The sequence below is a fragment of the Bacillus sp. FSL R5-0585 genome (genome assembly GCF_038004545.1).
Classification (GTDB): domain Bacteria; phylum Bacillota; class Bacilli; order Bacillales; family Bacillaceae_G; genus Bacillus_A; species Bacillus_A cereus.
In genome coordinates, this window is record NZ_JBBORJ010000001.1 from 2703530 (window position 1) to 2727860 (window position 24331).

Below are 24331 nucleotides of genomic sequence, written 5' to 3' on the forward strand. Positions count from 1 at the left end.
TATTTATGTCAGTTTCTTATTCCACACTTCTTAAAACAAATAAAAACTTCAATAAACTATTTTATGGGCAAACATTAAGTGTACTTGGGGATTCGTTCCATACGGTAGCTTTATTAACATTTGTCTACAGCATAACGGAATCGCCGTTTATGATCGCACTTACTTTTATAAGTAAAAGTTTACCACAGCTTCTTCTTAGTCCATTCATAGGCGGAATTGTAGATCGTTTCTCTAAAAAGAATATTATGATTTTTACCGATATTACACGGGGAATTCTAGTCCTTACATACTTACTCGCAGGCTATAAAATTGAGATTATTTTCATTGCTAATATATGTTTATCTGTACTTTCTTGTTTATTTGAACCGGCTAAACAAGCAACCTTAAAAAATATCGTACACCAAAATCATTTCGTAACTGCTAACTCTCTTTCTAGTACAATTAATGGTTTTATGTCTATTATGGGGGCTTCTTTGGGCGGAGTAATTGCACAATCTTTACATATTGAGTTCGCTTTTTTAGTAAATAGCCTATCATACTTTATTTCAGCCTATTTTATTTATAACATGAGTATTCCTGCTCATGATACTGGTAACAAGAACAAAGCATTTTTCACTGATATAAAAGGTGGTTATACATACATATTACAAACAAAAATCATTTTAACATTAATTCTTGTCGGCATTTCATGGGGGATTATTGGAGGCGCTTATCAACTACTTCTAACGATCTATGCCGAAAAAATTTTCCATACGAACATTGGGATTTTATATACGGTTCAAGGGGCTGGGCTTATGATAGGAAGCCTTCTCGTTAATCTTTATATATCCCATAATAAAGAAAAAATGAAAAAAGTATTCGGTTGGGCCTACTTATTACAAGGAATTTTCTTTCTCGGATTCATTCTATCCGATCAACTTATTATCGGTATCATTACTTTATTCTGTATGCGCATAGCAGGAGGAATCATCGTTCCACTTGATACGACATTACTTCAAACTTACACACACGAAAATATGATAGGTAAAGTTTTTTCATTCCATTATTCCATTTACGGATCTCTTATTCAGTTATCGATGTTTTTTACAGGAGGGCTGTTAGAAATTCTTTCTCCTCAAATGATTGGCTGTTTATTAGCTACATGCTGTATTTTTGTAAGTTTTATATGGCTGTTCTTGTTTTATCGCGGGGATCTCAGTGAATAATTTAATGATAATCAATAAATTTTGATCCCATTCCTTATTTGTTTCCCCATAATAAAATTGTTTAAAAATACAAGTCAGATTTTTTAATTAAAGAGCCTTATATGGCAACACTATTTGAGAAAAAACTAGATATTTATGTTAAAATACAAATAAATTTGTGAAACATTGCACTTAAATAATAGACTTTAACTAGTTAAACTTGATTAAATAGGAGGGCTGTTTTGGGTATCACATTCATTTTCATATGTATTATATTAGTAGCTTCTATTCTGCAAGCAAGTACAGGTTTTGGCTTTTCCATAATGGCAACCCCTTTCTTACTTATGTTATTTCTACCACAAGAAGCTATACAAATAAACATTATTTTATCTTTAATTATCTCCATTTCACTTATTTGGAAAATAAGAATGGACGTTGATTTTGTTCTACTGAAAAGGTTTATTTTTGGAAGTATAGTTGGTGTTCCTTTTGGCATTTTAATTTTCATTTCCGTTAACATAAACACTTTTAAATTAGCAGTTAGCATCCTACTCTTACTATTAACATTGTTGCTAATATGCAACGTTAAGGTTAGATCAACACAATCTAGAGATTTCATAGTTGGCGGATTATCTGGTCTTTTAACGACAAGTATCGGTATGCCAGGTCCACCCCTGTTACTTTATTTTACAGGAACTAATACTGAAAAAGAGAAGTTAAGAGCAACTACATTAGCTTTTTATCTGTTTATATATTTCATTAGTCTAGTAACTCAAATACTCTTTACTGGCACAAACAAAACCATTTGGGAATCAAGTTTTTATGCCATTCCAATTGTATTTTTAGGTTTGTTTATAGGTCAAATTATTTTCAAATGGCTTAATCAACGAATTTTTAAAATATTTACGTATATTCTTTTGAGCTGCACAGGTATATATCTTCTTATTGAAAGTTTGCATTTGTTATAAAAGGTGCTTTAGTTTGTGCCATAACAGATAGGTTTCAAATGAAGTATCGTTATATTTTTAAACGTGATAACGATAAAAAGCGGCTATTATGCCGCTTTTTATTTTCAAATTAAATATTTTAAAACTAGAAGCCCACCTATCGCTATTACAAACATATTGAAAAAAATCAGCCAACTTTTTTCAAAATCTTTATATCTCTCTTCTTTCACTCCACGTTGTTTTAGCTTCTCAATTACGTTTTTTAATTCTTGTTCATGCTCGGTACTTCCTAATTGTATATAGTTATTATCTATAGTAATTCCATATACATTCTTCATTTTTTTATGTCTCGAAACCGCTTGAATTGAGCTAATTAGCACATTGTACTCATTTATTTTTTTGAAATAACAATCTAACGATTTAATTCGTAATCTTGTATTCGTTAAAACAATGTAATAATAAAAAGTAGCACCTGTCGTGAATATATTCGGTATAACTTTAGAATTTACAAGACTCCCCTCTTCTACTAATATTTCACATTCGATTTTTTCTCCTTCTTGTAACTCTTTACGAACTAATTCTTCCAACATTTGCATCGTTAATTTCTTCAATAACTTCCCGTTTTTCACATAATACTTATCTATATTGATGGACTCATTTGCTTCTTTCTCTAAACGTGTAATTTCTTCCTCTGAATATTGGAGCTCATTTAACATCGATAATAATCTTTTATCCATATTACACACTCCCTTTCCACAGTTTTTGAAGTTTCCTCTTCCCACGAGAAATTCGATTGTATATATAATCCGCCGTTACTTTTAATTCTTTCGCAATATCGTCAATGGAATATCCATCAATATACCTCTTTAAAAAAATATATCGATATTTCTTATTTAAATCTTGAACTATTTCCATAATCTCTTCTTCTTGTTCTATTTCATACCTATCCTGTACACCTGTATCTATTTCTACGTCTTTATCGATTGTATTCTCTTTATATACTTTCTTTTTATATTCCAATGCCTTTCATCCAAGATTTTAAGTTTCCCTTGTCTGTATCAAATTGGTCGATATTAAACCAAATGACAGTAAATACATCGTTATAACAATCATCCACATATTGTTTTTCAATAGGGGTACTTAATGATTTATGAATAATGTACAAAATTAATTTTCCATATTGATCAATCACTTCTTTCAAAGCATCTTGATCATGTTTTTTCATAGCTATAATTAAATCCTCTTCAGAATTGAAAATCATAAGCCTCTTCCTTCCTCCGTTCCCCTTTAGCAGCTGCTTTTACTTACTATTGGCATTTCATTCTCATTTTCTATCACTTTTGTAAAAAATTATTAATTTTTATTTCTATGTATATGATAACAAACAAAATACCTAAGTTCAGAAAGAATAAACAACTTTCTGGGCTTAGGTATTAACAATCAAACTATTCACTTATACTAAAGTTTTATCACAAATCTCTGTTACATTTTTAAAATATTGCAGGTTCTCCTTCGCTTCACCTTCATTAAATAAATTGAGTTGCTTCATTATTTCAGTAGCAAATTCAACGTACGCAGACCCTACCGCTGTTATTATTTTTCCATCAACAGTTACATCTTTATTTTGTTTATATTCCCATTCATGTAAATTCGCTAAGTGTTTTTCACCAGATGTTAATGATGTTGAGAATTTCTTCTTATTAAGCACTCCAGCCGCATGTAGTAAAGATGTTCCTGCACAAATACCCGCTATCCATTTATTTTGCTTATGTAATTCGTTCACGATAGATAACAATTGTTCATTTTCTAAATGATCAAAAATATGTCCTCCTGGTACGATAAACACTTCATAGTCCGCTACTTCAATATGCTCCATAGAGACATGTGGTTGACACAAAAACCCGCCTTCTCCTGTAACTGTTTTTCCATCTACTGTTGCTGTTATTATTTCGAATTTCTTACTGATCAAAAATAAACTCGCTATATTCACTTCAAATTCTGCAAATCCATCAAATAAAAAGATTAAAGCTTTTTTCATATTATCCCCTCCCTCTATACTTATTCGAAGACAATGACCTTTCTCCTCCAAAAAAGGCAAACCTGCATCACAGGTTTGCCTCTTTACTCACTTCTTATTTAATCCTTTTTCACTTAAAAACTCTTTCATATGCATTCTTTTTTCTTTAGACATAAACGAACTCATTGATTCTGTCCATGTTACGTTTTTCTTGTTTGATGGTCTTTCTTTATAATACGCGTTCATCGTTTCATCATATTCGTTTAGTAATTCATCATATTTTTGTTCATCATATCCATTTTCATGAAGAACTGCTGCTACTGGTAAACGTGGTTTAACTCCATGTTCTTCATCTGGTACACCGACTGTCATTCCAAATACAGGATATACTTTATCCGGTAAATGAAGCAATTCGCTCACTTCTCTCGGATTATTACGAATACCACCAATATAACAAATACCGTATCCTAATGATTCTGCCGCTAGTGCTAAGTTTTGCGCAAAAAGTGAAGCATCTACCGTCGCAACGATAAAGTCTTCTACTCCCTCATGCTTTATCTCTGTACTATGTTTTTCACATGCAATTTCAAGTCGTTTTAAATCTGCACAACAAACAAAAAATGCTGCACAGTCCTTCACATGGCGATTTCCGGATAGCTCTGCTAGTTTAGCCTTTAATTCCTGATCTGTTACATATATAACAGAATACGCCTGTACAAAATGTGATGAAGCTGCATGTTGCGCAGCATGCACCATCTTTTCTACTACATCTTTCGGAATTGATTCTTCTTTATATTTACGAACTGAAACATGTTGCTCCATCTTATGTATGATCTCATTCATGAAAATCACTCCTTTTTTCTCTTCATAATGAAAAATTAACATATCTTTTTCAATTTTCACAACTTATAAGCACAAAAAGAGCAATTCTTTTTGAATTGCTCCTTTTTAAAACGTTTATCAATACGGTAAATGAAATTATACTTATCTTATTACGCCGTTTTCAAAACTTTAATACCTTTTACGATATTCCAAATGAAGTAGTAAATCCCTACAAGAATGAACACTGCATATGTGATAGCCATTCCAATTCCAGCACCGTCAGATTGATTGAAACCTAAACCGTACATGCCTGATACTGCTAGTCCTCCAAATAAGATTGCGTATGGGAAAACATGTGACCAAAATGCTTTTTTCGCGTGATACTTCACTTCATCTTCTGCAACAAAGTACACGATAATTGGTAGTAAAAATGGTGCAAAAAAGATACTAAAGTAACATAACGAAGATAAAATATTATTTCCTTTCATCCGATTCACCTCTAAATAGTTTTTGTTACCTTCATTATGTCAGGAAATCATTCTAGAAACTATCGCTTTACCTTTCACGAACGTGACATATTTGTAAGATTTTCCTCAAACTAAATCCCACCTGAGTTTCAGACGGGATCACTTTCACTATATTCGATTCATAAACCAATACTGTGTAATTGCTAAATATTCTCGTACATTCGATGGAACGATGATTGGTTTCGGTGTTTTTGCCGGAAGACCTTCTAATTGTAAACCTTGTTTGGCCGCTATTTTTTTCGCTCTAAACATGTGAAAATCGTTTGTTACGATCATACCTTTTTTCATATCGGCTGGAATTAACGGTTTTGAGAATGTAATATTCTCATCTGTACTCGTAGATTTGTCCTCCATTATAATGCGGTCTTCTGCGATATTTTGTTTTATTAGTCCTTGTTTCATTGCTAATGCTTCTGAAATGTCTTCGCCTTTTCCTTGTCCTCCAGATACGATAGCGATTGTTTTCTCATGTGATTTTAAATATTCAGCTGCTTTATCAATACGATATTGCAATGAATAAGATGGTTTCGTCCCATTTACTTTCGATCCTAGTACAATTATGTAATCAGCATCGTATGTTGCATTCATATGCCCATGCTTATAAATGTGATATTGTAAAAACCCCGCATACACGGCGCAAATCATTATAACAACTAAAATGCCCTTCATTATTTTCTTCTTTCTCATATTCATATACTCCTATTTTCTTTTACTTCCTTCATGATAATATCCATTTATTTGTTTGTATACAGACAAATTCCAATAAACCCTAATTTATCCTCTGAAAGGTAATATTTATATTACTTTCGGGAATAGTAAGTACAACTTTACACGAAGGAGTGTCTCTATTGCTTCTCTTTTTATGTAACGTGTCGTTCTTTTTTATCTTATTTTTACTATCGCTTAAGTTACTCGGTAAATCCGCGTTAGCGCAACTAACTCCTCATGATTTTGGGGCTATAATTTTTTTATCTTATTTAGCTTTCCAGGCCATACCCGTCTCTGGTGCTTTACAAGCATTTCTCGGTATGGTTGTTATCACATGTTTACATTTACTCCTTACAAAATTAAGCCTATTCAACAAACTAAATCGTTTTATTCTCGGACACCCTATCATTTTAATTAAACATGGTGATATTATTTTTGAGAACTTACAAAAAAGTAGATACCCCATTGCAGAATTGCTTTCTAATCTTCGCGTTGCAGGATATCCAAGTGTTCATGAAATTGAATACGCTATTTTAGAAGCGAACGGCGCTATTAGTATTTTACCAAAAAGAGAACTTGTACCATTAACTCCAAAAGATTTAAACATAGATGTTAAGTATGCTGGATTACCAATTGCACTTATCGTCGATTCACAAATTCAATATGATAACTTAAAGTTAATACATAAAGATGAAAAATGGTTATATAAAGAATTAAAAGAAAAAGGAATTACAAATATTAAAAACGTTGCCTTTGCTTCTGTTCAAGAGACGGCTGGATCTTTTGCGATTAGTTTAAAGGAATAAAAAATCCCCTTAATTGCTTAAGGGGATTTTTTATCATATCGCTTCTTTCTCTCCTGCCATATTTAATGGAACAGGATGTTTCATACGATTCATCGTAAATACGATAATTGCTGTCATTACTTCAGCAACTGGCATAACGAGCCAAATTCCATTTATACCAAATAATTTCGGCATAATCCATAACAATGGAATAATAAATAGTAATCCTCGGCTCATTATAATAAGTACTGATTTCTTCGTTTGTCGCACTGATTGGAAGTACTCTCCATACACAATGTTATAACCTAAAAATACGTATTGGATAAAGAATAAACTAATACCTGTTAAGGTTAACTCCAATAATTCTGGAGATTGAACATCAAATAAACCAATGATATATTTCCCGAAGAATAATCCGACAATTATCGCAATGCCTCCGAGGACAACAGCAATTTTCACAGCAAACTTCAGTCCTTCACGAAGTCTCTCTGATAAATTTGCCCCGTAATGAAAACTAGCAATTGGCTGTAATGCTGCTCCAACACCAAAGAATAATAGTAATGTCATTGCATGAATACTATTCACCATCGCATAGGAAGCTACTCCTACTTCTCCTGCATATTGGACAAATGCGATATTAAAACCAATCGTTACGATTGCAACCGTACTTTCTGCTGTAAAACTTGGGAAACCAATCACCATAATTTGTTTGACAGTATCCCATTCAAAATGAAATTTCGTCCACTTTAAAATACTACTTTTTCTAAAGAAGTGCGTTAGTAATACAAGGAAACCAACCGCTGCCGAAAGAATAGTCGCTGAAGCAGCACCTGTAACGCCCCATCCAAAGATAAAAATAAAGATATAGTCAAACACTATGTTTAATACAGCCGTTACAACAAGACCAGCCATTGCTAAATTAGGATTTCCATCATTTCGTATAAATGTACTTAAAATATTTTCTAAAACGTATATCATTCCAAATGTTAATAATACGTGTAAATAGTCTAACGCATATGGTAAAATTACTTCATTTGCACCAAATAAGTATGCTAAATCTTCTATTCTCCATAAGCAAATCGCTGCTAAAATCCCTACGATAACAACTGCTACCGTCATTGATTGAGTAAAAATAGACCTTGCTCTCTCTCGTTTATTTTCACCTAATGCAATGGAATATAACGTTGCCCCACCCATTCCGATCCATAATGAAATAGAGAAGAAAATCGAAAAGGCTGGAATAGCCACGTTCACTCCTGCTAAACCGTTCGCCCCAACTCCTCTACTAATCATAACCGCATCAATTACAATATTCACTGACATTAATACCATTCCGAGGACGGCTGGTATTAAATAAGAAATAAATAAACTTTTAATTGGTTTTTCTCTTAATTTTTCTGTTGCTTCCATACTCTAATATGCTCCTTTTTTTCAACTCTCTTTTCTTAGTTTAAACCTTCAAGTAACTTTAAGGTCAATAGAGAATTAAAAAATAGGTGACTTAATTATCGCGTTTGATGCTCATTTGTAATTATACGAGTCCTATAACTTATTGCTTTGTTTTTTCATTATAGGAATTTGAATTTCTGTTACTTGCTCCTCTGGATTTTCTGTTACAGACCAATCAATTAATGCAATCTCAATTGCATCTCCACTTATTTCGTATCCTTCTTGATCAATATATTTCATTAGCTTCTTATATGTTTCATCAGTTTCTTCATATGGCCCATGATGATATACACAGGCAAACATACCTTCTTTAATTTCATCTGAACTCTGTACTTCAAAAGGCATGTAATCCAAAAGAATAAAAACACTGCTATATGCTTGAAACTCATTTTGCATTAATCCTTTTTTCGCGACTGTTACACCGATATCTCCAGAAAATAAGCTATCATCCATTTGCCTCATATTTTTTTGCAACGAATGAATGTAGTACTCAAACATATCATCCGTCGTATTCGGGGCAACCGCAATAGCTGTTATTTTTCGCTGCGGAATCTCTTTTATTACCATTTGTTCAGCTTTTGCTTTTGTTGCTTCCTTAATTAAATGAATTCTATGCTCCATTTTCGCCAAAGCATACTCAATTTCTCTTTGTTTTTTCAACATCATCTCTTGTTGTTTTTCCAGTAAATTGAGTGCATATGCTGGATTTCTTTCATCAATATATTTTTTAATTTCCTTTAATGGAATGTTTAATTGGCGTAAAAACTTAATCGTATCTAATAGTGAAAATTGATCGATTGTGTAATAGCGATAATTTGTTTGCGGGTCGACAGTGGACGGATGAAAAATTCCCTTCTCATCATAATAGCGTAAAGTAGATTCCGCTATATTATGCATTTTTGCCATTTCTCCAATTGTAAAACGTTTATTTAATAACATCTTTTATTTCCTTCCATTTCTATTTATTTCATTATATGTTCATTCTGTCTTCAAAACAAAAAAGAATTCCCCTACGAGAATTCTTTTTATTAACTCTTAAACCTCTATTATTATAGGAAGAATCATCGGCTTTCGTTTTGTATTTGTATATATATACTTCCCTAACGCTTCTCTTACCTCCCTTTTCAAAATACCCCAGCTATTCACATTCTCTTTCTTCAAATTATTAATTGTAATAACAGCTAATTTATTTAATTCCTTTAAAAATTCTTCTGAATCACGAACATAGACAAATCCACGAGAGATAATATCAGGACCGGAAATAATTTCTCCATCCACTTTATTAAAGGTAATAACTATTACGAGCATTCCATCTTCTGAAAGTTGTTTTCGATCACGTAATAAGGCATTTCCAACATCACCAATTCCTAATCCATCTACATATATATTTCCAGCCTGTATTTTTCTAGATTGAACGGCCACTTCATTACTAATATCTACAACATCTCCATTACGAACGATAAAGATATTTTCTTTTTCGACACCAATTGATTCTGCTAACAAACTATGGTGATGTAGCATTCTAAACTCTCCATGAATTGGAATAAAATATTTTGGCTTCATTAATGTAAGCATTAACTTCAACTCTTCTTGATATGCATGACCGGATACATGCACTCCAGTAGAACTACCTGATCCGTAAATCACCTTTGCTCCTAATGCAAATAAATTATCGATAATTCGAGAAACGTTACGTTCATTTCCTGGGATAGGGGTCGCGGCTATAATAACCGTATCTTCTGGTAAAATATCCACTTGTCTATAGTTTCCACTAGCTAAACGCGCTAAAGCTGCCATTGGTTCTCCTTGACTTCCTGTACAAAGTATTGCAACCTGCTTTGGATCTAAACGATTTACCTCATTTGCTTCAATTAACATACCTTCTGGAATATGTAAATAACCTTTCTCCAGAGCAACTTCTACTACATTTACCATACTTCTCCCGAGCAAAGCCAATTTTCGATTTGTTTTTATGCAAGCTTCAACTATTTGCTGAACACGATTCACATTAGAAGCAAATGTAGAAATAATTACTTTTCTATTTGCTTTCATAAATATTTCCTCTACCCGTTCTCCTACTGACCTTTCTGATGGAGTAAAACCTGGGCGTTCTGCATTTGTGCTTTCAGATAATAAAGCTAGTACACCTTCACTTCCTATTTTAGCCATTTTATGAATATCAGGATGTTGATTATTTACTGGTGTTAAATCAAATTTAAAATCGCCTGTATGTACTACAGTGCCTTCTGGTGTATGAAAAACAATACCGAGACAATCCGGAATACTGTGGTTCGTTTTAAAAAAGGTTGCCTTAATAGAACCACAATCAATTTCTGATTCTGAATGAATAACGATTAATTCCGTATCATTTTGAAGATTGTGTTCCTTTAATTTAATTTCAATTAAACCTAACGTTAACTTTGTTGCATAGATTGGTACATTTAGTTGTTTTAAAAAATATGGTATTCCGCCAATATGGTCCTCATGCCCGTGCGTTACTACTAAACCGCGAATTTTTTCTTTATTTTCTTGCAAATATGTGACGTCTGGAATTATTAAATCAATCCCTAATAAACTTTCGTCTGGAAATTTAGACCCACAATCAATGACGACAATATCATTTTCATATTGAATAGCATACATATTTTTTCCTATTTCATTTACTCCACCTAAAGCAACAATAGACAAGTTATTTTTTAATGAATTCAAATGATAAAACCTCCTTTTCACATTTATAATTCGTGAAATAGTATGTAGGCTTTATTATTTGTAATGAAAAAGGACTTCATACTATTTCATACATATAAAAATTCACACACTATTCTTATATGTATATACCTAATAACACCGTCTCTCTCTAAAAAAGCTCCCATTTTTTCATTGATTTTTTGCAAAATATATTATATATTAATTACAGGTTCAAGTTACGAGTTCAAAAGAACTTGTAATTAGACCCTTTTGTTTAATGGGTTTTACATATTTTCATTAGGCAAATTCCGAGAAATCGTATGATAAAACTAAAAATGATGAGGAGAGGATCAGATGGAATTCGAATTTTTCTTTCAAATTGCACTTATTTTATTAAGTACAAAGCTTGCTGGTGATCTTAGTGTTAGATTAGGTCAACCTTCTGTACTAGGTAAATTAATTGTCGGTATCGTTATCGGTCCAGCTGTATTAGGTTGGATTGAAAATTCAGAGCTTCTAACTCAATTAAGTAATGTCGGGGTTATTCTCTTAATGTTTATGGCTGGACTTGAAACAGACTTAGAAGAATTAAACGCAAATCGTAATTCTTCTTTAGCAGTTGCACTCGGAGGTATTATTCTTCCATTCGTAGGTGGTTACGTTTCTGGCCTTGTTATGGGAATGGAACAAGGAAACGCTGTATTCTTAGGATTACTTCTATGTGCGACAAGTGTTAGTATTTCCGTACAAACACTTCGTGATTTAGGTAAAATGAAAACACGTGAAAGTACGACGATGCTTGGAGCCGCTGTATTTGATGACATTCTTGTTGTTATTTTATTAGCATTCGCAATGAGCTTCTTAGGCACTGATGATGTTAACTTAACAATGATTATCTTGAAGAAAGTAGTATTCTTCGCTTCTATTATTTTAATCGGATGGAAAGGTGTTCCAGCAATTATGCGTTGGTTGTCACCACTGCGCGTATCTGAGTCTATCGTGAGCGCAGCTCTTATCATCTGTTTCTCATTCGCATATTTCGGCGAACTATTAGGAATTGCTGGTATTATCGGTGCTTTCGCTGCTGGTATTGCAATTTCTCAAACAAACTACAAACATGAAGTAGAAAAGAAAGTAGAACCAATTGCTTACGCTATGTTCGTTCCAGTATTCTTCGTTAGTATCGGTATGAATATTACATTTGACGGTATTGGCAATCAAATTTGGTTCATCTTAGCATTAACTGTTATCGCTGTATTAACGAAATTAATCGGCTGTGGATTCGGTGCACGAATGACTGGATTTGACGCTAAGTCTTCTGCAATTATCGGTGCTGGAATGGTTTCTCGTGGTGAAGTTGCACTTATCATCGCAGGAACAGGACTTTCTTCAGGTCTATTGGCACAAGATTACTTTACAGCAATCGTTATTGTCGTTATTTTAACTACAATGATTACACCACCAATGTTAAAATACACGTTTGGTGCAAAAGATAAAGCAATGAAAGCAAGTAAATAAGTTTACTATAATAAAAGGAGATTGCTATCTTATAAGATAGCAATCTCCCTTTTGTTTTATCTTTAAACAATCTCGTTCTTTTTTAACCATTTTTCAAAAATAGTTCGTGCTTCTTCATCATTGATATCATTACTAAATGAATACACCTTAATACCATAATCATCTATATATTCACCCAGTTTCATTTCCTCCACTTTCTTATAAAAATCGTCTACCTCATAGTGCGGAAGATAAGCATCCCAAACTGGTTCATGTATTCTTTTGTACGCCGTCACTTCTAAATCATATCCGTCTTCATAATATCCGATGTGATAATGTTTGTTCGGATCATATTTATCCATTAAAAGTCCCCTCCTACTAAACAAAAGCGAGCCTTATATTAAAGCTCGCTCCTCTCTCTATTTATTAAATACGTTCCATCGCCGTCTTCAACGTTCCAACAACAAAGGCAATTTCTTCACTTGAAATAATAAGCGGCGGTGCTAATGTTAAGACGTTATTATACCCTGCTGTTGTCATACCATTGCGTCCTATAATTAAGCCCTTTTCTTTACAAGCATTTACAACACTTGCAATTTTGTCGTTATCAATTGGCTCTTTCGTCTCTTTATCATTTACTAATTCAATTCCAACTAATAGGCCTTTTCCTCTAATATTCCCAACAAGCGGATGTTCCCCAATTTCATCTTTTAGTTGCTCTAATAAAAGGGAACCCATTTGCGCAGATCGCTCGATTAAATTTTCATTTTCCATAATCTCTAAGTTTTTAAGTGCTAATGCACAAGCTGCTGGATTTCCACCAAATGTATTAATATGGCGGAAGAATTCATATTCTCCTTTACCTTTAAAAGCCTCATATATTTCTTTTTTCACAGCTGTTGCAGATAATGGTAAATATGCGCTCGTAATGCCCTTTGCCATTGTAATAATATCTGGCTTCACATCATAATTCATAAACCCAAATGCTTTTCCTGTACGACCGAAACCGCAAATTACTTCATCACTAATAAGCAAGGCACCGTATTTTTGACACGTCTCATGAACAGCTTTCATATAGTCTTGTGGTGGCATTAATATGCCCCCGCCTGTAATAATTGGTTCCATAATAAAAGCGGCAATTGTTTCACTTAATTCCCACGTCATAACACGATCGACTTCTTTCACACATTCTACATCATAAATATGCTGCCCTTCAATCCCAGGCATACGGTAACAATCCGGTGGTGTTACGTGTAAAAAACCTGAAGCAAACGGTTCATATTGATATCTACGCTGCGCTTGTCCCGTCGCTGCCATTGTCGCCATTGTATTCCCATGATACCCACGATAACGTGACATAAATTTATAACGATGTGGTTCACCTTTTTGAGCATAGTATTGTCTTGCTATTTTAAAAGCTGTTTCGTTCGCTTCTGAACCACTATTTGAGAAGAAAATAACATACTCTCCCCCAAGCCACTCATTTAACTTTTCAGCAAGCTTTATAGCTGGCTCATGGGATTGTGACATTGGAAAGTATGATAATGTTTGTAATTGCTTATAAGCCGCTTCTGCGAGCTCCTTTCTTCCATATCCACTATTGACACACCAAAGGCCACTCATACCATCTAAATATCTTTTTCCTTGTATATCTTCAACCCAGCACCCTTCAGCTTTTGCCCCTACCATTGTACTATTTGGACTAAAGGGACGCATTCCGTGCCAAACATATTGCTCATCTTTTGCTAATAATTCATCAGTTTGCTTCGTTTTCATCATTACTTCCACCTTCCATAACAACTTATTTTTCACAAAAGCTGCGCTGGTGCCATGATGACTTAAATTTCTCCCTGCTATTTTCATTCCACAAAATTAAGACAAATCCTACTTACAAATCAGTAATATTTACAAGAAAATGACAAAAGAAAAAAGAGCTTTTCTTATCTATCGAAAAGCTCCTCTTTTATTTAATGTGAAGACACATCACTAATACCGTGACCAGTATTAGATTTTACGAGAATTTCATCAAATTTCGCTGCATCTTCTTTCTTACTAGATAAAACAGTTCCTAAATATGCTGCAAGAAATCCGAGCGGAATTGAAATAATTCCTGGTGTCGTATATGGAAATATCGCTTCCCCAACAAAAATAGCTTTTCCAGCTACAGGGTTCCAAACATTCGGACTCAACGCTACGAGAACAATAGCTGATACGAGACCCACAATCATACCAGAAATAGCACCCGTCGTATTAAAACGCTTCCAATATATTGTAAATAAAATCACTGGTAGATTTGCACTCGCTGCAACTGCAAATGCTAATGATACTAAAAATGCTACGTTTAATGTTTGGGCAAATAATGCAAGTATGATGGATAATATCGCTACTCCAATAGATGCATAACGAGCCATAGATACTTGCTCTTTTTCCGTTGATTTCCCTCTGCGAATGATTTCATTATAAAAATCATGAGCGAATGCTGATGCTGCTGTTAATACAAGACCTGCCACTACAGCCAAAATCGTTGCAAAAGCAATTGCTGATACGAAAGCAAATAAGAAGTCTCCACCTAACGCTTTGGCTAATAAAGGTGCCGCCATATTACCAGCTGGGTTCGCTTTAATAATCGCTTCATTTCCTACAAACGCTGCCGCACCAAATCCTAAGAAAATCGTCATAATATAAAATGCACCAATTAACCACGTCGCATATACGACAGATTGACGTGCAGTTTTTGCATCACGTACTGTAAAAAAGCGGACAAGTATATGTGGTAATCCAGCTGTACCAAGTACTAGTCCTAAATTTAAAGACAGTGTATCAAGACCATCCTTATACTTTACACCTGGATTTAAAAATGAATCTTTTAAAGGTGTAGCTGTTTTCATTTGAGCGAACATTTCAGTCACACTGAAGTTGAATTTTGCGAAAACGATAACAGAAATAATAAACGTACCAGCCATAAGTAATACAGCCTTTACAATTTGTACCCAGCTCGTTGCTGTCATACCACCAAAAATAACATACACCGTCATAAGTGTTCCAACGATTAATACAGATGTCGTATATTCAATCCCTAATAATAATTTAATAAGTGCACCCGCGCCAACTAATTGTGCAATCATATAAAAAATAGAAATCGTCATCGTATTAAGAGCTGCAACTCCGCGAACTTTTTTCGCATCAAAGCGTGCTGCAATCATATCCGCCAAAGTGTACTTTCCTAAATTTCTAAGCGGTTCTGCAACAAGATATAGTACAACTAAATAAGCAACTAAAAAACCGATACTATAAAAGAATCCATCAAACCCAGTTAATGCGATTGCTCCAGCTATACCGAGAAATGAAGCAGCAGACATGTAATCTCCAGCAATGGCCAGACCATTTTGCCAACCAGTTAATCCCCCTCCAGCCGTATAAAATTCACTCGCATTTTTCGTTTTTTTCGATGCAAAATAGGTTATGACGAGCGTACCAAGAACAATAATTACAAATAGTGCAAATGCAGTCGTATTCAAGTTCAGCCCCTCCCTTTTTGCATATCTTGCAGAATTTTCCGGGAGATTTCATCAAATGATTCTGCTTTTTTGCTATAAATCATACATAGTGCCCATGTCATGATAAATTGGGAAAAAGCAAATACCCACGCCCATGTAACGTCTCCAAATGCAGGTGTATTAAGCACCTTTGAATACGATGTTAGAATAGGTAATGCGATAAAAAAACTAAAAAAGAAAATACTCATTGGAATGATAAACTTCTTTTTCGTATTTAATAACAATTGAAATTCTTCCGACTGAACGACCTCTGTATAATTCACCTCATTTTGCAACTTACGTGCTGACGTATCGTCTCGTTTCATTAACCGATCCCCTCTCTTACTTGAAATACACTTCCCCCTTGCATACCTAAAGACTAAATTTTATAAATATTCAGAAACTTATATTCATTTTAGTCAATCCATGCATTCATGCAAAGATTTTTTGATAGACATTTTTCGGCAATTTCCCCTAAATTTTTAATATACTTTTTCAAAATAAAGTGACACTTTACTTATTTATCCTCATTAAGACAAAAGTAGTGCTTAACGCACTACTTTTGTCTTTTTTTCCTTTTCTAAATTACGAGCCGTTTCGCTTAGCTCAACATCTTTTCCGTCTTTCAGTGTTCCAAATATAAAATCAAATACTGGATTTGAAACACCAAACCAAAACTTTTCATTTTTATAATGGTGTAATATATGTTGTTTTTTTAGCCATCTTCCAAACTTAGTGACGGGACGAATCGGTCTATGAGCAATATAATGTTTCCATTCGTAAACGAGCAGCATAATAATCATTCCGATTCCAAATGAAAGTGTAATAGTAACACTTTTTGTAATACCATATGCTATAAGTAAATATATAGTAAAACTAGGTATACTAAACCATACAGGTAAAAACAAAAGTTTTAAATCATCTGGATATACGTGGTGATCATAATGCAATCTTCTTAACATTTTTAATAGAAATGTGTTTTTAGGTGGCTTTATATGGAATAAAAAACGATGTGTCATATATTCATTAAGTGTATAGAAAACAATCCCAAACATACATGCTAACATGCCAAACCACGTAAAAAATTGCATTTTTAAAATAATAATGAAAATAAATAGAATGCTATACATAATAACAATATCATGTTGTAAAAAGAACTCTTTCCCCACTTTCTTCATCTTGTTTCCCCCTTTTCCCAAAAAACAGCCGCAACATATCGTTACGACTATTTCTTTTCTATTCTTATTCTATTCACTTTACAAATTTGCCTGCTGTTCTATTGTCGAGAAAAAATTGTTTGGTCCAAATATATTTTGCTTCGGAATAATATGTTCCACTGCAAACACTGTTACTTCTCCTCTTTGCACTTCTCCAATAATGAGCCCAAATATTTCATGATTTACTGCAAACGTCGGTTGCTTTGTTTGTAACAATCTTGCAGCATTATGAAATACCGCTTCATATAGTGGATTTCTATCAGTAATTTCTTTTCGGATTTTTGGCGCTAACGTAATTATAATTTCTTTTCCGTCAATAGTGGTTCGATACATAAAAATCTCCCCTTCAATCTTATGTGAACAACTGTAAAGCTTTGTATGCAAAATGTATAGAGTAACCTACTAAAATAATACCTGCTCCGGCCGTTATGTAGCCAAGCGCTTTTGGTTTTAATAAAGTTCTTCCAAAATGTACAGAAAAAGCAATATTTAAATTCCATAAAATAATACCAACAATAATGCAAAGACTGTACAAAAAAGCTTCTTGTTTCGTTACCTTCGTAAGTAATGAGCTAAGTGTACTTCCGTATATACCAAACCAAAAAACAAGATTTAATGGATTGGATATCGCAATTAAAAATCCTGCCATAAACGATTGCTTAAGGCCACCTACCTCTTCTTTTTTATATTCCATATTCGAGTCGAAAATTCCTTGTTTTACACTTTGAAATCCTAAATAAAATAACAAGAAAAAACCCGTGCAATACATGAGGGCTTGTACATATGTATACATAAACACAGAAGATAGACCGAAATAAATGAGAAGCATAAATAAAACATCTGCAGTCATTCCACCAATTCCAACAACCCAAGCGTGCCAAAACCCACGTTCAATTCCTCGTTTTAACATTTCAATATTAATCGGCCCTACTGGCGCAGCTAATGATATACCTAATACGATTTGCTGTATAATTGCTCCAATCATCGCTCTATCCTTTCTACTCTCTTTACTACTAGTTAATGATGTAATTAAAAAAATAGACTAGCTTTCATAATAAAATACCCTTTTTTATCCAAAATATACAAAAGAGCCATCTAGATGATGGCTCTTACTTTTCTATCCTATGAAGAAAAGGACATTTCTCTTTTATTGGCTCTACATCGTCTCCTATGAAATATTGTTTCCATTCACGATGCTCTGGGTCACCATAATGACTAATGTTAGGATGTTTCGGCAATTGATCCCACTTTTCAACTCGCTCACGGACCATTTGTCTTGAATATGCTCCCTTAGGACGATCTCCCTCTAATCCATCAAAAATAGTGCGTGGCTGAAACCCAATAACGAGAGAATTCCCTAAATGTCTAGTTTTTCGTTGTTTATAAGCTGGCGCATTTCCAAATGCGAATATTGGCTCACCACCAAATGAAAATTCCCATAAATAATGGTCTGGGTCTTCAGGAATTTGCTTTGGCCATGCTTGATTATCGTTTTCATGTAAATACTGTAACACTTTCCAAAAAGAATCACGGTAATATTCGAGTGATTGTTCTTCACATTCCGGTTCTACAAAAAGGAAAAAGCCCCTTCTTACAATCGGTCTCTCTTTCATTAACTCTAAAAAAGATAACATTGTATGCGGCAAATGACTCCAATCATTATGAGAAAGAAATGAATAACGAAGTTCATTCTTTTTCAAAGCTGTTAAACCGAAATAACATGGAAAAGTTGGTTCTAACACAACATTTGAAAAAATCTCAAATTCTTTTGCAACCCAATCCGGTATGTCGGTTCTCGTTCTCATTCCTTCATTATCTAATAAGTAAGACTTATTCATTCTTTCACCTCATTATGTATAGCATTCAATTAAGAATATTACATACTCGGCCTGTCCTATACCTATTTAAAAATTTGACTGGAAAATTATTTAAAAATACAAAAAAATAAAATCGCTTACTTGACTAAATTCTCCCAATTCGTGTATATTTAAATTAATCATTTAGCAGAATATTCAAGAATATAGCATTTTTAGTTTATATTATTTTTTTAATGAATTTCACTAAATGAAAATAGTAAACGCTTTTAGGAGGAATTGTAACATGCAAGGAAAAGTAAAATGGTTTAACAACGAAAAAGGTTTTGGATTTATCGAAATGGAAGGCGCTGACGATGTATTCGTACATTTCTCTGCTATTCAAGGCGACGGCTACAAAGCTTTAGAAGAAGGTCAAGAAGTATCTTTCGACATTACTGAAGGTAACCGCGGACCTCAAGCTGCTAACGTAGTAAAACTTTAATCCAACATATAACAGGAGGTTGCCTTACTTGGTAACCTCCTTTGTTATTCCTTTGTATATTTCCGTTTTACAGAGCAAAAACTATGTGAAATGCGCACTATACAAAGGAGGAATTATTAATGGGATCAGAAGTAAATGATTTTGAAGAAGTGAAATTCCGTGTAGAAACAGCACAAAAAATGGTAGGATCAGCAACAATTTCAATGGATCCAGATACATTAGAGCATGCTACTACTGCTGTAGAAGCAGCTCGCTCTCAGCTTGAAATTATGAAATCTGTTGCAACTGATTTAGATGAGCCATTTTTAATGAATGAGGAAAAGAAATTAAATAAATGTGAGCATCAACTAAACGAAGCAAGACACTAAAAAACATCCAGAGAATTTTCTCTGGATGTTTTTTCATGACAACTGTTCTCCATACTTTTTCAATGTTTCTCCAACTGTACATTGCCTTATACAAAATGAATGGGCATAATATTTACTATTTGTCTTTCGATTATGTTCTCGCAAAAAACAGCCTTCACAATACGTTTCTAATAAGTCATTTACCTCTGTAATGAGTTGCTTTTTATCCACCTTTGCACCTCTCTATTCAGTTATTTCTTTATGACTATCAATAACTGTTCCTTCCAATGCTTGCGTAGCTAATTGATGTGCTTCTTTATTTTGTTTTCTAGATATCGGCTCACATATAAGTTTTAATTTCATTTGCTTCGCCTTTTGCTCAATTTGGTCTAAATAATGGTTTAAATGCTCATCATAACAAGGCCATTCTCCGGCTAATTGCTGCAGTACAACTTGAGAATCTCCGCGAAGTGTAACTGCTTCATACTTAATCCCTAATTCCTCGAGTATATTCATACCGTATAATAATGATGCATATTCCGCTTCATTATTATCATATATACCTTCTATATATGCATTGCGGCGAATACGGTAGTTTGTATTTCCTTTTTTATAATACACACATATACCAACGCCGGCCTCTTTCGTCTGCACATCATACCCCCCATCAAAATAAACGAGTATTTCTTGGGGCTCTTCCTCTACTTGCTTACTTAACTTTTTCATCTCTTTTAATGACCATTCCGCGTCCATTTCATCATAAAATGAAAATTCTTTTACTCTTCCTGTTTTCTCAAAATCCTCTGCAAATTGAAGTACTTCTTCTATGTTCATATACTCTGTCGTTAATTCCGTCTGCAATCCGCGCTTCGTTTTATACAACCAATGAATTTTATATTTCATACTTCATTCCCCTTATGTAAGACTTCTTATTTATCCGGCTAATTGAAGCCTCAATTTATTTTATTATATTTTATCAAGAGTCACAGTATTATATTCAATATAATCACATACAAAAAGAGCCATCCTATATAAGGAATGGCTCTTTCATCTATTACATAAATCTTTCAAATTGTACTCGCTTATTAATCCAGTACATTACAGGCATACCAATGGCCATTACTACGAATTCACCTGCTGCACATGTTAACCAAGTCCACATAAATGGTAGATCAAATGCAAGATGAAGTTCAATTGCAATCATAAACATTGTAATCGTAAAGATAACTGTATTAAAAATCATACGAGCCCAAACACCTTTAATAAATCGCATAGAAATAATCGTTGCAACTAATGCAAGAATAGATTGCCCTACTCCAAATACTAAATCATAAGCGATCATAGGTGAGAAAAAGAGATTCGTTAAAAATACACCTAATACAATTCCGTAAATTGCTTTCTTGTTAAATACAACGAGATGATTAAACATCTCTGAAATACGAAACTGTACATTCGTAAAGCCAAATGGCTGAATAAGCATAGAAACAGCAATATATAATGCCGCTAAAATACCATTACCGACTAATGTTCTAATATTCATGACAAAATCTCCTTAGTTTTTTTACGTGGGATGGTTTCGAACCACGTTATTCGTTTTTTAAGCAACAAGATTATATTTTACGTGGTAGCCCCTCTTTCGTCAATAGATTCCTATCGTGAACTACCTTTTTTCTTTTAGACAACGTATAATAAAATATATGAAAGATTTAGGAGGTTTCACTTCATGACAGCAACAATTCAAAATGAAAAAGTGATCGTTTCCATTTCTGACAAAGGTGCAGAATTACAGAGCGTTCGCTTAAAAGAAGACAACATAGAATATTTATGGCAAGGTGATTCTACTTATTGGGGACGCCGTGCACCAATTTTGTTCCCAATTGTCGGCCGATTAGTAGATAATACATACTACGTAGACGGTAAACCATATTCATTAACACAACACGGTTTCGCTCGTGATCTTACTTTCTCTGTGAAAGAACAAAGCGAAACAAAAATCACTTATATCGTTACTAGTAATGAAGAAACATTAAAAAAATACCCATACGAATTCGAATTACTCGTTTCTTATGAGCTAGATGGACAAAGTGTTCATGTAACATATGAAGTAAACAATCCTACTTCTAAAGAAATGTTCTTCTCAATCGGAGCACATCCTGGATTCAACTTCCCTTTATTGGACGGTGAATCATTTACAGATTATCACTTATCGTTTAATGGTTTGGAACGCTTAGAAACAAGCGTATTAGAAGGACCTTATCTTTCAAACAAAAAGCAATTAATCGCTGAAAATACGACTGAATTGCCACTTACATATGATTTATTCAAAAATGATGCGCTTATTTTTGAACATATGAATACGAATGAAATTTCGATTCGTTCTCATAAACATAATAAATTTGTAAAAGTAGAATTTGATGGATTTCCCTTTGTCGGCGTATGGACACCAGGGAATAACGCACCTTTCTTATGTATTGAACCTTGGTATGGAATCGCTGATGAAGTAAATCCAGCAAAAGATTTCAAGGACAAAAAGGGAATTCAATCTTTACAAGCGAATGAAACATTTACATGTCGTTACAGCATCACAATCGGATAACTACTCTATCCCCTACTTCAAAAAAATATTTAAGTAGGGGATCATCTTATAATTTGGAGGTTTCTCATTTTGATTGAAGTATATATTGATGGTGCATCAAAAGGAAATCCTGGTCCTTCTGGTGCAGGAGTGTTTATTAAAGGCGTTCAGCCACCTGTACAATTATCAGTACCACTTGGAACAATGTCCAATCATGAAGCAGAATACCGCGCTTTACTTCTAGCATTAAAATATTGCATCGAGCATAATTATAGCACTGTCTCTTTTCGTACAGATTCGCAGCTTGTTGAGCAGGCTGTTGAAAAGGAATACGCAAAAAATAAAATATTTGCACCTCTTTTAGATGAAGCACTACAGTACATAAAAAACTTCGATCTCTTTTTTATTAAGTGGATTCCAAGTAGTCAAAATAAAGTAGCTGATGAATTAGCTAGAAAAGCTATCTTACAAAATTAACGGGGGTATGAGTGTGAAAAAAGAGTGGATTGCTCCTCTTGCTTTATTATTTGTCTCTTTTATTTGGGGAGCTACGTTTGTTGTCGTTCAAAACGCTATGTCTTTCGTTGGTCCATTTACGTTTAATGGTATTCGTTTTTTATTCGCTGGAATTATTTTATTATTCGTTCAAATTATTTTCTCACAGAAAACTTCAAAACAAGAATTAAAACATAGTAGTTTAGCTGGATTAATAGTTGGGTTCTTCTTATTTGTCGGCTATTTATTACAAACATTTGGCTTACTCTATACAACTTCTTCAAAGGCAGGTTTCTTAACTGGGCTAAGCATTGTTATGGTCCCAATCTTATCCTTTATCTTTTTAAAACAAAAAGCCACCATTTTCATCGTACTTGGTATTGCTGTAGCTACAACAGGTTTGTACTTATTAACAGCTGCTGATTCTTTCCAATTAAATATAGGAGATATACTTGTTCTTGGTTGTGCAGTCGCTTTCGCTGCCCATATTCTTATTAACGGCTTCTTTTCTAAGAAAATATCACCTTTATTATTAAGCACATCTCAAGTATTAGCTGTTGGTATATTTTCTTCTATTTGCGCTTTCTTGTTTGAAGATTTGGAAAAGTTATTTTCAGTATCACTATGGACGAATCAATCCTTTTTATTCGCACTCTTTCTAACTGCCTTGTTTGCAACATCTATTGCTTTTTTCATTCACACATCGGCACAAAAACACACTTCTCCAACGAGAGTAGCAATTATTTTCGCAATGGAGCCCGTTTTTGCTGCATTAACAGGCGTTCTCGTTGCAAATGAACAACTTTCTATTTCTGCTATTATCGGATGTCTATGTATTTTTCTAGGCATGATTTTTGTTGAATTACCTTCCAAAACAAAAAAAGAAGCGCAGGCTGCGTGAAGTTACGCTTGTAACTTCCGCATGAAAGCCTTAGCGCTTTTTTTATCTGTAATTTCTTCCTCTTTCAATCGTTCTAATAACGCAACGAAATAACTACCATCAAACTGCAATTGATGTTTAATTGTCGCTTCTATTGCTGCGTTCACAATCCCATCAGACGCACCAGTATATCCTTGTCCAAACATAATAAACCCTTGTGCTTCCTCTGATAATTTAAATCCTTTCGTATGTAAGAATGAAAGATAATCTTCTACTGTTTGCATGTTATTCCCACCTACTCAAAAATTCTCCATCTCCTATCATACATGTTTTTACACGCTATGAGAATGAAATTTCTT

The 24331-nt window shown here is 33.8% G+C and carries 29 protein-coding genes, 1 pseudogene and 1 riboswitch; of the genes and pseudogenes, 9 read left to right on the forward strand and 21 right to left on the reverse strand.

Translation table 11 applies throughout. The features are described from left to right. Window positions 1–5: 5 nt before the first annotated feature. Together MKY38_RS13840 and MKY38_RS13845 are read left to right on the forward strand one after the other, a co-directional pair. Entirely contained in the window at window positions 6–1205 is a 1200-nt protein-coding gene (locus tag MKY38_RS13840; RefSeq protein WP_000117052.1) for an MFS transporter, read from the forward strand. Window positions 1206–1426: 221 nt separating this feature from the next. Then, complete coding sequence (locus tag MKY38_RS13845; RefSeq protein ID WP_006922654.1) at window positions 1427–2152, forward strand: sulfite exporter TauE/SafE family protein; 726 nt, start codon at window positions 1427–1429, stop codon at window positions 2150–2152. A gap of 104 nt (window positions 2153–2256) precedes the next feature. Here the strand turns inward: MKY38_RS13845 and MKY38_RS13850 are convergent, their stop codons facing one another. From MKY38_RS13850 to MKY38_RS13875, 6 genes and pseudogenes are all read right to left on the reverse strand, one after another. Then, window positions 2257–2868, reverse strand: coding sequence for a flagellar motor switch protein FliG (locus tag MKY38_RS13850; RefSeq protein ID WP_065224015.1), 612 nt, complete (start codon window positions 2866–2868; stop codon window positions 2257–2259). A 1-nt stretch (window position 2869) separates the two neighbouring features. Further along, window positions 2870–3392: pseudogene (locus tag MKY38_RS13855) on the reverse strand (sigma-70 family RNA polymerase sigma factor). 192 nt (window positions 3393–3584) lie between these two features. After that, a complete protein-coding gene (locus MKY38_RS13860) occupies window positions 3585–4169 on the reverse strand; it encodes a type 1 glutamine amidotransferase family protein (RefSeq protein WP_065224013.1) in 585 nt (194 codons plus the stop codon). A gap of 87 nt (window positions 4170–4256) precedes the next feature. Continuing rightward, entirely contained in the window at window positions 4257–4991 is a 735-nt protein-coding gene (gene nfsA, locus MKY38_RS13865) for an oxygen-insensitive NADPH nitroreductase (protein ID WP_065224012.1), read from the reverse strand. Between the two features lie 149 nt (window positions 4992–5140). Next, window positions 5141–5458: a DUF4870 domain-containing protein gene (locus tag MKY38_RS13870; protein ID WP_000678055.1), complete on the reverse strand. Its 318-nt coding sequence runs from the start codon at window positions 5456–5458 to the stop codon at window positions 5141–5143. Between the two features lie 147 nt (window positions 5459–5605). After that, window positions 5606–6184: a YdcF family protein gene (locus MKY38_RS13875; RefSeq protein WP_001227677.1), complete on the reverse strand. Its 579-nt coding sequence runs from the start codon at window positions 6182–6184 to the stop codon at window positions 5606–5608. A gap of 161 nt (window positions 6185–6345) precedes the next feature. Between MKY38_RS13875 and MKY38_RS13880 the strand changes: the two genes are divergently transcribed. Further along, window positions 6346–7011: a DUF421 domain-containing protein gene (locus tag MKY38_RS13880; RefSeq protein WP_000923921.1), complete on the forward strand. Its 666-nt coding sequence runs from the start codon at window positions 6346–6348 to the stop codon at window positions 7009–7011. A 33-nt stretch (window positions 7012–7044) separates the two neighbouring features. On the opposite strand, the gene MKY38_RS13885 is transcribed toward MKY38_RS13880, so the two are convergent. From MKY38_RS13885 to MKY38_RS13895, 3 genes are all read right to left on the reverse strand, one after another. After that, window positions 7045–8400 (reverse strand): MATE family efflux transporter, encoded by a 1356-nt coding sequence (locus tag MKY38_RS13885; protein WP_000388393.1) that lies wholly within the window; start codon window positions 8398–8400, stop codon window positions 7045–7047. A 132-nt stretch (window positions 8401–8532) separates the two neighbouring features. After that, entirely contained in the window at window positions 8533–9378 is an 846-nt protein-coding gene (locus MKY38_RS13890) for a MerR family transcriptional regulator (protein ID WP_070179993.1), read from the reverse strand. 96 nt (window positions 9379–9474) lie between these two features. After that, entirely contained in the window at window positions 9475–11148 is a 1674-nt protein-coding gene (locus MKY38_RS13895) for a ribonuclease J (RefSeq protein WP_078385001.1), read from the reverse strand. 333 nt (window positions 11149–11481) lie between these two features. Here MKY38_RS13895 and MKY38_RS13900 point away from each other — a divergent pair, with 333 nt between their 5' ends. Next, a complete protein-coding gene (locus MKY38_RS13900; protein WP_065224010.1) occupies window positions 11482–12645 on the forward strand; it encodes a cation:proton antiporter in 1164 nt (387 codons plus the stop codon). 62 nt (window positions 12646–12707) lie between these two features. Here the strand turns inward: MKY38_RS13900 and MKY38_RS13905 are convergent, their stop codons facing one another. The 8 genes from MKY38_RS13905 to MKY38_RS13940 all read right to left on the reverse strand — a co-directional run bounded on the left by MKY38_RS13905 (window position 12708) and on the right by MKY38_RS13940 (window position 19215). Further along, window positions 12708–12986, reverse strand: coding sequence for a DUF3986 family protein (locus MKY38_RS13905; RefSeq protein WP_114555614.1), 279 nt, complete (start codon window positions 12984–12986; stop codon window positions 12708–12710). Between the two features lie 64 nt (window positions 12987–13050). Then, a complete protein-coding gene (locus tag MKY38_RS13910; RefSeq protein ID WP_070179992.1) occupies window positions 13051–14400 on the reverse strand; it encodes an aspartate aminotransferase family protein in 1350 nt (449 codons plus the stop codon). 191 nt (window positions 14401–14591) lie between these two features. Next, on the reverse strand, window positions 14592–16142 hold the full coding sequence (locus MKY38_RS13915) for a solute symporter family protein (protein WP_065224007.1): 1551 nt from the start codon (window positions 16140–16142) through the stop codon (window positions 14592–14594). Between the two features lie 2 nt (window positions 16143–16144). Next, on the reverse strand, window positions 16145–16486 hold the full coding sequence (locus tag MKY38_RS13920) for a DUF485 domain-containing protein (protein ID WP_000817366.1): 342 nt from the start codon (window positions 16484–16486) through the stop codon (window positions 16145–16147). Window positions 16487–16708: 222 nt separating this feature from the next. After that, on the reverse strand, window positions 16709–17338 hold the full coding sequence (locus tag MKY38_RS13925; RefSeq protein ID WP_000755397.1) for a sterol desaturase family protein: 630 nt from the start codon (window positions 17336–17338) through the stop codon (window positions 16709–16711). Window positions 17339–17416: 78 nt separating this feature from the next. Further along, window positions 17417–17710 (reverse strand): hypothetical protein, encoded by a 294-nt coding sequence (locus MKY38_RS13930; protein WP_000286361.1) that lies wholly within the window; start codon window positions 17708–17710, stop codon window positions 17417–17419. 19 nt (window positions 17711–17729) lie between these two features. Continuing rightward, window positions 17730–18362 (reverse strand): LysE family transporter, encoded by a 633-nt coding sequence (locus MKY38_RS13935; protein WP_000578570.1) that lies wholly within the window; start codon window positions 18360–18362, stop codon window positions 17730–17732. 124 nt (window positions 18363–18486) lie between these two features. After that, window positions 18487–19215, reverse strand: coding sequence for a YqcI/YcgG family protein (locus MKY38_RS13940; RefSeq protein WP_065224006.1), 729 nt, complete (start codon window positions 19213–19215; stop codon window positions 18487–18489). Window positions 19216–19477: 262 nt separating this feature from the next. On the opposite strand from MKY38_RS13940, the gene cspB reads away from it, so the two are divergent. Continuing rightward, window positions 19478–19675 (forward strand): cold shock-like protein CspB, encoded by a 198-nt coding sequence (gene cspB, locus MKY38_RS13945; RefSeq protein ID WP_001161731.1) that lies wholly within the window; start codon window positions 19478–19480, stop codon window positions 19673–19675. A gap of 119 nt (window positions 19676–19794) precedes the next feature. Then, a complete protein-coding gene (locus MKY38_RS13950) occupies window positions 19795–20043 on the forward strand; it encodes a DUF2564 family protein (RefSeq protein WP_000534392.1) in 249 nt (82 codons plus the stop codon). 33 nt (window positions 20044–20076) lie between these two features. Here the strand turns inward: MKY38_RS13950 and MKY38_RS13955 are convergent, their stop codons facing one another. The 3 genes from MKY38_RS13955 to MKY38_RS13965 all read right to left on the reverse strand — a co-directional run bounded on the left by MKY38_RS13955 (window position 20077) and on the right by MKY38_RS13965 (window position 21562). Next, a complete protein-coding gene (locus tag MKY38_RS13955; RefSeq protein ID WP_000358801.1) occupies window positions 20077–20253 on the reverse strand; it encodes a zinc-finger domain-containing protein in 177 nt (58 codons plus the stop codon). 12 nt (window positions 20254–20265) lie between these two features. Then, the gene (locus MKY38_RS13960) at window positions 20266–20925 is read right to left on the reverse strand and encodes a ribonuclease H family protein (protein WP_065224005.1); all 660 of its coding nucleotides are present in this window, start codon (window positions 20923–20925) and stop codon (window positions 20266–20268) included. A gap of 151 nt (window positions 20926–21076) precedes the next feature. Next, window positions 21077–21562, reverse strand: a complete 486-nt coding sequence (locus tag MKY38_RS13965) for a QueT transporter family protein (RefSeq protein ID WP_001026471.1) — start codon at window positions 21560–21562, stop codon at window positions 21077–21079. A gap of 6 nt (window positions 21563–21568) precedes the next feature. Further along, window positions 21569–21613, reverse strand: a riboswitch (PreQ1 riboswitch). 132 nt (window positions 21614–21745) lie between these two features. Between MKY38_RS13965 and MKY38_RS13970 the strand changes: the two genes are divergently transcribed. The 3 genes from MKY38_RS13970 (at window position 21746) to MKY38_RS13980 (ending at window position 23993) form a co-directional block, all read left to right on the forward strand. Continuing rightward, window positions 21746–22618 (forward strand): aldose epimerase family protein, encoded by an 873-nt coding sequence (locus tag MKY38_RS13970; RefSeq protein ID WP_114555615.1) that lies wholly within the window; start codon window positions 21746–21748, stop codon window positions 22616–22618. Between the two features lie 69 nt (window positions 22619–22687). Continuing rightward, window positions 22688–23074, forward strand: a complete 387-nt coding sequence (locus MKY38_RS13975) for a reverse transcriptase-like protein (RefSeq protein ID WP_065224004.1) — start codon at window positions 22688–22690, stop codon at window positions 23072–23074. A 13-nt stretch (window positions 23075–23087) separates the two neighbouring features. Next, the gene (locus MKY38_RS13980) at window positions 23088–23993 is read left to right on the forward strand and encodes a DMT family transporter (RefSeq protein ID WP_341049135.1); all 906 of its coding nucleotides are present in this window, start codon (window positions 23088–23090) and stop codon (window positions 23991–23993) included. Window positions 23994–23995: 2 nt separating this feature from the next. On the opposite strand, the gene MKY38_RS13985 is transcribed toward MKY38_RS13980, so the two are convergent. Next, entirely contained in the window at window positions 23996–24256 is a 261-nt protein-coding gene (locus tag MKY38_RS13985; protein ID WP_001195212.1) for a DUF6123 family protein, read from the reverse strand. Window positions 24257–24331 lie beyond the last annotated feature (75 nt).

Bases quoted from the DNA above. Each gene is read 5' to 3' on its own strand.
- MKY38_RS13840 (WP_000117052.1), top strand. From the start codon at position 6: ATGTCAGTTTCTTATTCCACACTTCTTAAAACAAATAAAAACTTCAAT.
- MKY38_RS13850 (WP_065224015.1), bottom strand. From the start codon at position 2,868: ATGGATAAAAGATTATTATCGATGTTAAATGAGCTCCAATATTCAGAG.
- MKY38_RS13860 (WP_065224013.1), bottom strand. From the start codon at position 4,169: ATGAAAAAAGCTTTAATCTTTTTATTTGATGGATTTGCAGAATTTGAA.
- nfsA (WP_065224012.1), bottom strand. From the start codon at position 4,991: ATGAATGAGATCATACATAAGATGGAGCAACATGTTTCAGTTCGTAAA.
- MKY38_RS13870 (WP_000678055.1), bottom strand. From the start codon at position 5,458: ATGAAAGGAAATAATATTTTATCTTCGTTATGTTACTTTAGTATCTTT.
- MKY38_RS13875 (WP_001227677.1), bottom strand. From the start codon at position 6,184: ATGAGAAAGAAGAAAATAATGAAGGGCATTTTAGTTGTTATAATGATT.
- MKY38_RS13885 (WP_000388393.1), bottom strand. From the start codon at position 8,400: ATGGAAGCAACAGAAAAATTAAGAGAAAAACCAATTAAAAGTTTATTT.
- MKY38_RS13890 (WP_070179993.1), bottom strand. From the start codon at position 9,378: ATGTTATTAAATAAACGTTTTACAATTGGAGAAATGGCAAAAATGCAT.
- MKY38_RS13900 (WP_065224010.1), top strand. From the start codon at position 11,482: ATGGAATTCGAATTTTTCTTTCAAATTGCACTTATTTTATTAAGTACA.
- MKY38_RS13905 (WP_114555614.1), bottom strand. From the start codon at position 12,986: ATGGATAAATATGATCCGAACAAACATTATCACATCGGATATTATGAA.
- MKY38_RS13910 (WP_070179992.1), bottom strand. From the start codon at position 14,400: ATGAAAACGAAGCAAACTGATGAATTATTAGCAAAAGATGAGCAATAT.
- MKY38_RS13920 (WP_000817366.1), bottom strand. From the start codon at position 16,486: ATGAAACGAGACGATACGTCAGCACGTAAGTTGCAAAATGAGGTGAAT.
- MKY38_RS13925 (WP_000755397.1), bottom strand. From the start codon at position 17,338: ATGAAGAAAGTGGGGAAAGAGTTCTTTTTACAACATGATATTGTTATT.
- MKY38_RS13930 (WP_000286361.1), bottom strand. From the start codon at position 17,710: ATGTATCGAACCACTATTGACGGAAAAGAAATTATAATTACGTTAGCG.
- MKY38_RS13935 (WP_000578570.1), bottom strand. From the start codon at position 18,362: ATGATTGGAGCAATTATACAGCAAATCGTATTAGGTATATCATTAGCT.
- MKY38_RS13940 (WP_065224006.1), bottom strand. From the start codon at position 19,215: ATGAATAAGTCTTACTTATTAGATAATGAAGGAATGAGAACGAGAACC.
- cspB (WP_001161731.1), top strand. From the start codon at position 19,478: ATGCAAGGAAAAGTAAAATGGTTTAACAACGAAAAAGGTTTTGGATTT.
- MKY38_RS13950 (WP_000534392.1), top strand. From the start codon at position 19,795: ATGGGATCAGAAGTAAATGATTTTGAAGAAGTGAAATTCCGTGTAGAA.
- MKY38_RS13960 (WP_065224005.1), bottom strand. From the start codon at position 20,925: ATGAAATATAAAATTCATTGGTTGTATAAAACGAAGCGCGGATTGCAG.
- MKY38_RS13965 (WP_001026471.1), bottom strand. From the start codon at position 21,562: ATGAATATTAGAACATTAGTCGGTAATGGTATTTTAGCGGCATTATAT.
- MKY38_RS13970 (WP_114555615.1), top strand. From the start codon at position 21,746: ATGACAGCAACAATTCAAAATGAAAAAGTGATCGTTTCCATTTCTGAC.
- MKY38_RS13985 (WP_001195212.1), bottom strand. From the start codon at position 24,256: ATGCAAACAGTAGAAGATTATCTTTCATTCTTACATACGAAAGGATTT.